At 40.3% G+C, this 11,698-nt stretch carries 11 protein-coding genes; 2 read left to right on the top strand and 9 right to left on the bottom strand.

All coding sequences use genetic code 11. From position 1 onward, the window contains the following. The 3 genes from HN459_09900 to HN459_09890 all read right to left on the bottom strand — a co-directional run. Positions 1 to 177, bottom strand: a 177-nt coding sequence (locus tag HN459_09900) for a hypothetical protein (protein MBT3479753.1), incomplete at its 3' end; no start/stop codon positions are given. Between the two features lie 178 nt (positions 178 to 355). Next, positions 356 to 1,978, bottom strand: a complete 1,623-nt coding sequence (locus HN459_09895) for a hypothetical protein (protein MBT3479752.1) — start codon at positions 1,976 to 1,978, stop codon at positions 356 to 358. Beyond that, positions 1,972 to 2,910: a pyridoxal-phosphate dependent enzyme gene (locus tag HN459_09890; protein MBT3479751.1), complete on the bottom strand. Its 939-nt coding sequence runs from the start codon at positions 2,908 to 2,910 to the stop codon at positions 1,972 to 1,974. The genes HN459_09895 and HN459_09890 overlap by 7 nt, the downstream gene beginning before the upstream one ends. Before the next feature lie 51 nt (positions 2,911 to 2,961). Here HN459_09890 and HN459_09885 point away from each other — a divergent pair, with 51 nt between their 5' ends. Further along, positions 2,962 to 4,398, top strand: a complete 1,437-nt coding sequence (locus HN459_09885; protein ID MBT3479750.1) for an aspartate aminotransferase family protein — start codon at positions 2,962 to 2,964, stop codon at positions 4,396 to 4,398. Positions 4,399 to 4,446: 48 nt separating this feature from the next. On the opposite strand, the gene mce is transcribed toward HN459_09885, so the two are convergent. From mce to HN459_09865, 4 genes are read right to left on the bottom strand one after another with little or no spacing between them, the layout of a single operon-like run. Continuing rightward, positions 4,447 to 4,854 carry a methylmalonyl-CoA epimerase gene (gene mce, locus HN459_09880; protein MBT3479749.1) on the bottom strand — a complete coding sequence of 136 codons (408 nt, stop codon included), beginning with the start codon at positions 4,852 to 4,854 and terminating at the stop codon, positions 4,447 to 4,449. 38 nt (positions 4,855 to 4,892) lie between these two features. Continuing rightward, positions 4,893 to 5,927, bottom strand: a complete 1,035-nt coding sequence (locus HN459_09875; GenBank protein ID MBT3479748.1) for a dipeptide epimerase — start codon at positions 5,925 to 5,927, stop codon at positions 4,893 to 4,895. Positions 5,928 to 5,929: 2 nt separating this feature from the next. After that, positions 5,930 to 7,558 carry a hypothetical protein gene (locus HN459_09870; protein MBT3479747.1) on the bottom strand — a complete coding sequence of 543 codons (1,629 nt, stop codon included), beginning with the start codon at positions 7,556 to 7,558 and terminating at the stop codon, positions 5,930 to 5,932. After that, complete coding sequence (locus HN459_09865) at positions 7,558 to 8,598, bottom strand: DUF1611 domain-containing protein (protein MBT3479746.1); 1,041 nt, start codon at positions 8,596 to 8,598, stop codon at positions 7,558 to 7,560. The genes HN459_09870 and HN459_09865 overlap by 1 nt, the downstream gene beginning before the upstream one ends. A gap of 89 nt (positions 8,599 to 8,687) precedes the next feature. Between HN459_09865 and HN459_09860 the strand changes: the two genes are divergently transcribed. Further along, a complete protein-coding gene (locus HN459_09860; GenBank protein MBT3479745.1) occupies positions 8,688 to 9,626 on the top strand; it encodes an alpha/beta hydrolase in 939 nt (312 codons plus the stop codon). Here HN459_09860 and HN459_09855 read toward each other — a convergent pair. Further along, entirely contained in the window at positions 9,623 to 10,633 is a 1,011-nt protein-coding gene (locus tag HN459_09855) for a hypothetical protein (GenBank protein ID MBT3479744.1), read from the bottom strand. The two genes, HN459_09860 and HN459_09855, sit on opposite strands and share 4 nt — an antisense overlap. Continuing rightward, the coding region (locus HN459_09850; GenBank protein MBT3479743.1) for a DASS family sodium-coupled anion symporter at positions 10,634 to 11,698 on the bottom strand (1,065 nt) is incomplete at its 5' end. It lies immediately after the preceding gene.

The following is an 11,698-nucleotide window of genomic DNA, read 5'->3' as shown; positions in this document are numbered from 1 at the left end:
TTTTTTCATTTGGGAAATCACGTCATCAGAGAAATATCCTTTTAGATCATTATAGGATTTATAAATCAAAACGGTCTTGTTTGAACCATCATCATCCATACTTGTAATCGCACTATAACTTTCTACAACAGTTAATCGAATCGCTTCCTCGGGTGGAATGATTTTACCATTAGTCATTTTATAAATTGCAAATGGATCAATTTCCTTTAATCCACCAAATTGCCCCCATGATATATTGATAGCGCATAAAATGGTTATGATTAATTAGTATTTCATTCTACTAAATGTATAACTTTTTATATTTTGTTCAGATATAGTTTTTATTGTAGAGACACCCCACCAAGTTGGGATGTCTCTACTCTAACAATGAATTAAACTTTTTTCTCAAATCACCATCTACCGATCTCCCATTCAAAAATAACAAAACTGGTTCAAAACTCTCGTCAGCTAATTTCCGTGCCACTTGATCCGGAGAGATGGTATACCGCCCCAATGATTTACTCGTATCCCACACCAAATCATCGAAAGCCACATAAACCAATTCAGAACAAACGATTTCTTCGGTGGATTCTACATCAAAACTGAAATCGTAATTTTTACCAATCTGTCGAAAAGCGTTTAATAAATATGCTTTTTTCTGCTCATCCGATTGTCCTTTAAATCGAATCACCCCTAAATCATCGATATTCAAAAAATGTTGGAACGTATTGATCTGAACGCCTGGCCTTAACGCTTCTATGATCTGATGCCCAGTACGAATGGCTGTTTGAAAATCAGAACCGGAATATCCATACTTCTCAACCGCATCGTTGTGTAATTTGGGTAGGTCATCCCAGACATCCAGCGCTTTTAATTCTGCCTCACTACCCGTCCAAATTCCCACGTGACACCAATATCCTGGAATAAAATAGTCCGTCAGACGAAATGGTGCTTTTTCTAGAAGGATATCCATGGGCGCCATTTGAAGAGTGATTTTCCTTTCTTCATTTTTGGGAAGTTCAGCCATGATACCGTTGCGCGTTACAATCATCCCCGCAGTATTTCCGAACATTTTGCTCACTTGTTCAGCGGCATTATTGCTGATCTTGCGAATCCTATCTGACAGTTTATTATTAATCACATTCATGCGGTTAAATTTGAATTTCGGCCCCAAATCGTTTTCTTCCATTTGGATCATTTCTCGAAATGAAAGGCTACCCAAAATGAGTTGATTCAGATAATAATTATCAGGATCATCTTTCACGAAAGGAGCATTGGGATTTCGCAATTCCCATTTGGATTCTTGGTAAATAAATTTAACCGCTCGGATCATTCGCCCCATTTTTTTGGTATCGGTATAACTTTCTGAAACCTCTGTTAAATAGCCGCGGTTTTCTGACTGAATGCCGGTTTCATTTAGAATAAATCGCAATTTTTCATTTTTCTCAAAAGGAGCCATAGCTACCAGATAATTGTCATAAAGCAACAAGCCGAAAACTAATCCCAATTTCAATTGCTTAATCACCGATTGGCCTGCCTCATCATTGGGGTTCACCAACATTATCTCCTGGGGTGGACCGCCCCATAAAGCGCGAATCTTTTTCTTATGATAAAATTGGGACGGTTTCTTATCATATAACTTTAATGAAACTGTTTCGTTGGTAAGTGGCGCATAACGGGCGATTCCTTCAAACAGGATAGAACGCATATTTTTATACTGCTCAATGGCATAGTTTAGATAATTCAAATCCGCCGCCTGAAGAACCTTTTTATTGCTAAATGATTCATAAGTATTAATGGCGATGGATCGCCACGTGAGAGCATATTCGATCTGGGATTGATAAGCGTAGATTACGGCGCCAATATCAGTTGTGTCTATTCGTGTCAATTCAATGGCTGATTGGGCATTCGCTTTTTGGTCGAAAATAAAATTGAGATCCGATTGCTGGGCAAAGACATTTCCCACAAATAAAATAAAGACAATAGTTCGTTTCACCATGGCAAATGCTCCAAATCCACATTCCCTCCGGAGATGATTATCCCCACTCTTTTTCCTTTGAAAATCTTCTTAGATTTCAAAAGGGCACCCAACGTAATTGCGCTGGATGGTTCAACAATAATTTTCATTCGCTCCCAAATCATTTTCATCGCTTCAACAATCTCCGCTTCATTTACCGTAATGATACCATCCACATGTTTTTGGATAATGGGAAAAGTAATTGTGCCAATCTGTGCTCTCAGTCCATCGCAGATTGTATTAATGGTTTCATTATCTACAATATCCCCCTTTTGGAGAGAACGGTAAGCATCATCTGCTTCAGAAGGTTCAGCACCAAATACTTTAATTCCCGGTTTAATCCCTTTTGCCGATAACAATGTACCGCTTAATAATCCGCCCCCACTAACAGGAGAAACAATCATATCCAAGTCCGGATAGTCTTCCAACAATTCTTTAGCGCACGTCCCCTGTCCTGCCACAATCCGTTCATCATTATAAGGGTGCACAACGGTTGCACCCGTTTTATCTACAAGATCGGCTAAAACCTTTTCACGGGATGGTTGATCTGGATCACACCACACCACTTCTCCCCCGTTTCTTTCTACATTGTTTACTTTGATCTTGGGTGTATTTTTGGGCATGACCACTTTGGTTTTTCCGCCTCTTCGCGTCACTGCCATAGAAAGTGCCGCACCATGATTCCCCGAAGAAGTGGTAGCTACCCCTTGACCCAATTCATCTTGTGATAACAATTCCACTGTATTTGTGGCACCACGAATCTTAAAGGAACCGGCTTTTTGAAAATTTTCACACTTAAAAAAGAGGTTCGCACCAGTAAGTTTATCCAGACTTTTATTGGTCAAAACCGGCGTGTGATGAATAAATGGACGGATTCGATCGTGTGCCGCTACAATATCTTTCAGATTTACCATGGTCAAATCTAAATTCGAACTGAAATAAAAACATATTCTTTAAGGAATAAAATGAATAAACATTCAAATCTTCACATGACAACAGATGAATTTCGAAAACAAGGCCATGCAGTTATTGACTGGATTGCCGATTATTATGACAATATTGAAGACTATCCTGTGCTCTCACAGGCACAACCTGGAGATATTCGTTCAACACTCTCGGACTTCGCACCGCAAAAAGGACGGCCATACGATGAAATTCTTGCGGACATGAATCATTTTATGCCGGGGATCACCCATTGGCAATCGCCCAATTTTCATGGATTCTTCCCTTGTGCCACCAGTGGTCCCGCCATTCTTGGGGATCTTATTTCTACAGGTTTGGGCATTAATGGCATGAATTGGACCACCAGCCCTTCTTGCACCGAAGTAGAAACCCATGTATTAGATTGGCTTGTGGATATGATGGACTTACCGAATAAATTTAAATCCAATTCTACCGGAGGAGGTGTTTTGCAGGATACGGCATCCAGCTCCAGCCTCGTGGCATTAATTGCGGCGCGAGAAAAGGCATCCAATGGACAAACAAATAAAAACGGTGGTAATCAGCGATTAACAGCCTACACCTCTTCTCAGGCACACTCATCCATAGAAAAGGCCGTAAAAATAGCAGGAATTGGTAAAGACAGCCTTCGCCTGATAAAGGTGGATGACTCTTTTGCCATGAATCCAAAACACTTGAGAAAATCCATTGAAATCGATATTTCCAATGGGTTCATCCCCGCATTTGTATGTGCAACTGTCGGGACCACATCCAGCACCGCATTGGATCCCATTGAAGATATCGGAAAAATTTGTATAGAATTCAACATATGGCTCCACGTAGATGCTGCCTTAGCCGGACCAGCCGCTTTATGTCCTGAATTTCGTTTTATACACGACGGATTGGAATATGCAGACAGTTATACATTTAATCCCCACAAATGGATGCTCACCAGTTTTGACTGCAGTGTTTTTTATGTAGCCAATAGAAAAGTATTAATTGATTCTTTATCCATTTTACCGGAGTACTTGAAGAACAAAGATACTGATTCCGAGATGGTAATTAACTATCGTGATTGGGGAATTCCTCTCGGTCGACGGTTTCGTGCACTGAAATTGTGGCATGTAATTAATTATTATGGTGTGCAAGGATTGCAGACATTTATTAGAGGACATGTGGAAAATACGCAAAAATTGAAATCATGGATCGAAGCAGATAATCAGTTTGAACTAATGGCACCGGCACCGTTGAATTTGATTTGTTTCCGTCACAATAAGGGAGATGCATTCAACGAAAGATTATTACATATTTTGAATGAAAGCGGTCGGTTGTACTTAACTCATACGAAATTGAATGATAAGTTCGTAATTCGCTTTTCGGTGGGACAAGCCACCACCACGTTGAATCATTTAAAAGAGTCTTGGAAATTCATCCAGGAAACAGTGGAAAAACTAGAAGAATAATTTTAGAAGGATTGAAATGATTCGCTAACGCGCATCATCGCACATCATTTATTTTGGTTTTTCCGCCAATTCCACCAAAACACCGCCCGTGCTTTTGGGATGAATAAACACCACTTTATATCCTTCGGCACCTGTGGTTGGACTATTAGATAACACTTGAATTTTTGACTCTTTAAGTTCTTGTATTGCTTTAGTTATATTATCTACTTCAAAGCATACATGATGCACACCAGGGCCTCTTTTTTCTAAATACTTGCCGATGGGTGTATCGGCACCAAGGGCTTCTAATAGTTCAACTTTCCCCTGACCCGTATCATAGATATCCGTAGTGACACCTTGGTCTGACACAACTTCTGTACGCCTATGGGGTATATTGAGTACATGCTTCCAAAAAGGCGCATCCTTGTCTATGCTGTTTACAGCAATCCCGATATGCTCTATGCCGAGTATTTTCACAGTAAAATGTAAAGATGCGTGGCTATGCGTCTCTACTATTAAATTAAATCTGATGCATTAGAATTCAATGAAACCCCCAACCCATTTCCTTTGGGTAAAACCAACTTTCCATTTTCTACCAAAACGCCGCGATATGGATCATTATTAATGAGCAAGTTTCCATCCAAATCGGCATAGTCCACCAGGGGAGATAAATGTGCGGCGGCGGTGATACCCACGGAAGATTCGATCATGCATCCGAGCATAATCTGCATATCCCTTTCACGAGCCATTTTTACCATTTTAAGTCCTTCAAAAAAGCTACCACATTTCATCAATTTTATATTAATGCCGTCAAATACACCTTCAATCCCAGGAATATCGCTTGAATTCAGACTATTCTCATCGGCAATCAAAGGTAAGGGTGATTTTTTTCGAAGCTCAGCCGTATCTTTTAAATTTGTTGATTTAAATGGCTGCTCCACAAATTCCACATTCCGATCCGCCAACCATCGGCACATTTCAATCCCCGTCTCCAGATCCCAACCTTCGTTGGCATCAACACGGATCAAGGTATCCGTTTCTACTCGAATTGCATTCATTATTGCCTTATCCTTCTTCTCGCCCATACCCAATTTTATTTTTAGTATATGATAGGGAATTGCTTCTGCAACTTTTTCTGGAATAATGCCCATATCTCCAATAGAAATAGTAAATGACGTTTTGGGTGTTTTTGTAGGGTCGGCACCTAAATATTTATATAATGGCATACCTTCTTTTTGGCACCACCAATCCAGGATAGCCATAGACAATGCCACCTCCAATGCGTGGATTCCATTAGCTTGACTCAAAACTGCCATCGAGAACACCATCGGATCGTCCATTGCATTCGGTACTTGAATACCCAATTCCAAAACTGTTAAAATATCTGATGTCAGTTCATTATAGCGACCGGAGGGGGCAGCCTCTCCCCGACCGACAATACCATCTCCTTCGAGATAAACATATACAATATCATAATAGTCATGTGAACTACGGGATATTCCAAACGGATGGGTACAATTAATACGGAATGTGGTAAAGGATAAATTCATAATTATCTAGGCGAACCGGCACTCCCTTCCCAATCGGGATCTGCAACCCCAATCCACCCATTTCCATTTTTATTTTTTATTACCGCATGTACCCTTCCAAACTTACCTATCTGACGTTGTACCGTTACTTCATGTCCAAAACCGGCAAAATAACTGCTGTCAGATTCTGACCATCCAGCATGCTTTGTAAATTCTATATCTAAACCATTTTTAGTTGGCTGAACTCTTGGAAGTGCCATTGCTTTTTCCAATGAATAGTCTTGGTCAATAACGCGACTAATTACCGCAACGATAGACGATGGAATTCTTGTACCACCAGCGGCACCTAGTGCCAAAACTGGCTTTCCCTCTTTCGAAACAATAATTGGCGAAATATGAGATGGGGCTCTATCGCCTCCCTTCACTTCGCCTAAATAGCCACCCAATGTTTGTGCGTAGATAAAGCCAAGTCCCGGGGTTGCCACTTTAGAGCCCATAATTGTTCCAACCGTTTGGGTTAAAGAAACAATCATACCGTTTTTATCCACCACCGTCAAATGGGTTGTGTGGCCCATGGGAGCCGTGTATGATTCAGGGAGCCTGTTCCAATCTACAAATGCTTGTTCATTATGGACTTCTGCCGCCCGCTTTTGAGCCCAATCTTTAGAGGTGAGCCGATCTGCGTCAGATAACGATTTCTGTTCTCTACGGTCTAAATAAGCCGCCTCAATTGCATGGTACACATTCTCCCCCCATACTTGATCGTTGGATAAATTGTCAGAAAGAGATTCAAGTACTTGTAGCGCCTCAATTGTAATCGCACCGAAAGATGGCATCCAGAGCGCTGTGAGGTCATGGCCACGGTAAGACCCTTTAACGATGTGAGAATCCTCTGCTTCGTATTCCGCCAATGCTTTCATACTCAAAACACCACCGTTGGACTGATTGTCCGCAACAATTTTTTCAGCAATCCAACCACTATAAAATACATCAGGACCGTCAAAAGCGATTGCACGAAGAACTTTAGCTAAGTCCTTTTGCTCAAACCATTCACCTGGCACCATTGGAGAACCATCCTTGTTTAAAAAATGCTGGCGTGACCCTTCAAATTCATTTAATTCTTTATTTACCTTCCCTTGGCGAATAGATTCACCTTTGATTAAGGCATGACCTTTGTCCGCAATTTCTATGGCCGGATTCATCACTGCAACCCGTGAAAGTGATCCATATTCAGATAATGCTTTGGTTAATCCTTTTACAACGCCCGGGATGCCAATGCTGGGGTACCCATAACGTTTTTTGGGCGCATTCTCATAATCGTAATCGCTAGGTGCGGCTGTAGTACCATCGATACCATGAAAACCAGTTTCAGGAGAATAGATTAGTATTTGAGTTCTACCGCCAATGCCACTCATGGAGGGCTCCACAACCGCCAACGTAAACGCTGCTGCTATTGCAGCATCAACGGCATTCCCGCCTTTCGACAACATTTCAACCCCGGCATTTGTTGCCAAGGGATGACCTGTAACAACTACACCGTTTTCAGACTGTCGTATTTTTTGCCTTGATTCTGAGTACCCGAGTTCAGAGGTAGTGGCAGGATGGGTACATCCGAACAATAACAAAATGGTTGAAAAGTATATTTTTTTCATCAATTCAATTCTTTCTCAATTGCATCTATAAAATGTAAATCACCAAATCGAACTAAATCTGTTGTGGCAATCCCATATTCATTTTCTGTTTTACTAATTTCAGCTTTGGCTGCTTCTTCTGATAATTTGAAGGTCAATAAATTAATACCAAGAAATTTTGATTCTTTAAAGTTTTTCATAAGATCAATATGAAGCTGCATTACTAAACTCATGGATGCGATAGGAAGATCGGTCACATCATCCTTACGACCGGGATCATGGGTCATAATCATGTAGTCCGGCATAGCGCCATGGAGTAAGCCAAGTGTTACTCCAGCATAATATTGATTAGTTAGAGAACCTTGCCCCTCTACTATAATCAGCTCAGTATTATCCGCACATTTATCAATGACGTGCTCAATCTCACCCGCCATAAAATCTGCTGTAACAGCATCAATAGGTACGCCGGCACCACTGAGCAAAATACCCGTTTGCCCTGTTCCGATGAATTCTACTTTCCGTCCTTGATTTTTTAAACGCTGTGTTATCTCCCAGCCAGTGGTCATTTTGCCAGTATCGCAGTCCGTACCAACAATAAGCAATACGGGAACTTGCCGTGTTCGCCAAGACCCTTTTGAAAAGTTAGGTGGACTTGGCGGTCGCCTCAAATCTGTAAGAGTTACGCCATATTGTTGGGCCAATCCTGATAATTCAGCATCGTCCCCAAGGAATTGGTGCATCCCACTTATAATATCACAACCAGACTGTATGGCGGCCACCACTTCTTTTCGGTAAACATCGCTGATAAATCCACCTTGTGAGGCATTCCCAATTACAAGTGTATCCGGTTTTATACCGTTACACGATTCAAAATTTTCCATAACGGGTATATTGCCACCATAACCCAATTCAAATTCAGCTGTTTTGCCCACTTTACTTTTATCAATAACAGCTACAACCTCATCCGTGCGATATCTTATTAGCATATTACCCGTTTTATTCAAGATATAGTTAAAGGCATCGTGACATAAAATGGCGATTCTTTTTTTATTATTACTCATAAACAATTACCTGTTTCATTTATTTATTTTTAAATTTTTTAGGGATAGATACAATGATTATATTTCTTATCACTCAAGAATTTAACAAAATGAAAAATATTTTACAATTAATTCCTTTCCATAAATATCAATTATTTTTTCTAACGATATTAATCGTCTCATGCAGTAAAAACCCAGGAGAACCTGAAACTGAAATTGATACAAATACAAGACTAGTTCCCCAAGGGGTTGGAAAATTCACATTTGATAAATACTTACCTCTTTCCGATACACCAATCACAGTCCATACATATCTCCCTGATTCAACAATAAAAGATATTACAGTAATATTTGTAATGCATGGTACGAGTCGAAATGCCTCGGGGTATTGTATCGATTGGGTTGACCCGGCACGAGAATACAATTTTTTGGTTATATGTCCTGACATTGATGCGAATCGATTCCCGGGATCTTCAGGATATAACTTAGGTGGTATGTACGATGGGAATGTTCTCGTAGATTCTGCGAAATGGTCCTTTGCCCTCATCGAACCTATATTTAAATATTTAAAATCTGAGAATGTAACTACTTCCGAAACATATGGAATTTATGGCCATTCAGCCGGATCTCAATTTGTCCACCGCTATGCCTTATTTACAAATCCCACCAATGCAAAAATATTTATTGCCGCCAATGCTGGATGGTACACTATGACAGATTTTACCGAAGTATTTCCATATGGGTTCCAAGATTCACCCATGATAGAAGAAAATATTAAAGGAAAATTTGGACTAAATTTAGTTATTCTTTTGGGAGAGAATGATACAGATCCAAATGCTTCTTCTCTCAGAAAGACAGAAGAAGCCATGCGCCAGGGAAAGCATCGGTTTGAAAGGGGTCATACATTTTACAATCGAGCCAACTTAATGGCTGATTCATTAGGTGTGAAATTTAATTGGACATTGCAAACTGTTCCAAATGTAGGCCATTCTAATTTTGGCATGGCACCAAGCGCTGCTAAAATATTATTTCAAAGAATGAATAATTAGTATTTTAAATTTCGTTTTAGGTGAAGATTATAGTATTTGCCTACAGCCGTTGTCATTGCGCCGGCAAATTTTGACCAATTATACGCATTGTCACGAATGCTAGGCTTTGGTGCCTCATATTGGATGGCACTTATTGTACCACCCCCAGAGGAACCATGGCGATCGGTAATATATCCACCGCTAAAGTACCGCATACCATTTGGACTCACATCATTGATGCTGGGCACACATTTATAACCCAAGCTATCCATGAGGGATCCGAAACTGCTTTTCCCCCTGAGTAAATCAATAAAAGAAAAGGTTGAAGAATCTGCTAACGCCCTTATGCTGGTTTTATTTTTATAATAACTTGAATTTAAATTATCATCAGAATAATCCAACTCTGAACTCTTGAGCAAATAACCAAGCCATGACCGTAAATCATAATATCCATCTGGATTTACGCCGTGACCGTGCATATCAAAAACCAAACCACTGCCAAATTCATCTGAAATTGTCTTTTTTGCCGCATCCAAATAATAATGATATTCCTGCCATGCTCTAAGGGCATACTTATCCCCTTCGGCCGCTTCTACACTATCACGATTAACATCTAGTTTCGTACGTTTTATCCGACAAAGAATTACATGGGGTTTTCCGCCAAAACGAGCCGTAATTGAATCCATGACCACTTTAGTTAATTGGTATGTATTTACATCCGTTACCAGCGTGCCTCCCGTTCGATCGGAAATTTCATCCGGTATTATCCAACCACCGTGGGGTGCGGACAGAATAATAGGTATATTCCCTGCATGGTACTCCACATAGTCCTCTCGACCATAATAAATAGAATCCGCAAGATAAGGACCATCATTACCTAAAGCTGGAAAGGTATCTGTCTTTGTTGTATCAATAATCGGTGGCTTGATTTCATCGGGGTCATCCTTTGGTTCATCGCACCCGATAAAAACAGCCAATAAAAACATATTAACTGTGAATAATAGTTTAAAGTATGGTTGCAATTTCATTTAGGCAAATAGACTTACAGAAGTGAAAACAACAATGATTCCAAAAATATTCAATATAAGTCCTGCCTTTAGCATTTGTCGCTGAGTGATAATCCCCGTACCATAAGCTAGTGCGTTTGGCGGTGTAGCAACAGGCAGCATAAAGGCACAAGTGGCAGCTACACCAACACCGAATACCAATGAATAAGTAATGGCAGGATTAAATTGATCAGAAAGGGCTATCATCACCGGAATCAATATGGCTGCAGAACCTGTGTTGGACGCTAATTCTGTTAAAAAAATCATCAGTGTTATACTGGCCATTATTACAACCCAATCCGGGGATCCTGAAATCGTTTGAATCATTTGTGTTGCAATCCACTTGGATGTTCCGGTTTCACTCAAAATAACGGATAAACAAAGTCCGCCACCAAATAATAAAAGGATGCCCCATTCAATTTTTTTCTCTAGATCTTTCCATGTGATTAATCCAAGGATTGGAGCGAGAGCTGTAATAAATATGGCAATCATTCGATCAAATTGCTTCACACCTAACATATGTCCAATCTGACTTGAAAATATCCAACAGATCACGGTAAAAACAAATAAGGCAACACTTCCTATTGCTCTGGCATCCCACGCCATAATTAACCCCTCCTTGCCACCAAGATGATTAACAGTCGCATTTTTTTCTGGTCGGATGACAAACCAAAGAGCAATCACGACAATTGGAAACATCATTATAGTAGAAGGAAACCCCACTTTAAACCACGTTAAGAAATCAATATCCAATGCAGAAACAGCAATCCCGTTTGGTGGAGATCCAACTGGTGTGGCAAGGCCACCAATATTTGCTGCGTATGCAGTTCCTAAAACAATATAGGCACGCATTCGGGGATATTGTTTATCTACCAAGGCGATCGCAATAGGTAGCATCATAGCCGTGGTTGAGGTATTACTCATCCACATGGAAAGAAAACTGGTGACCGCAAAAAATCCAATAACTGAGATCCACAATTGCCCCTTAGCTGCGGTGGTCACTTTTTGGGCCAGCCAAATATCAATTCTATATTTATTCAATAATGC

Source organism: Candidatus Neomarinimicrobiota bacterium, assembly GCA_018647265.1.
GTDB lineage: Bacteria > Fidelibacterota > Marinisomatia > Marinisomatales > TCS55 > TCS55.
This window is presented reverse-complemented; position numbering and strand designations above follow the sequence as displayed.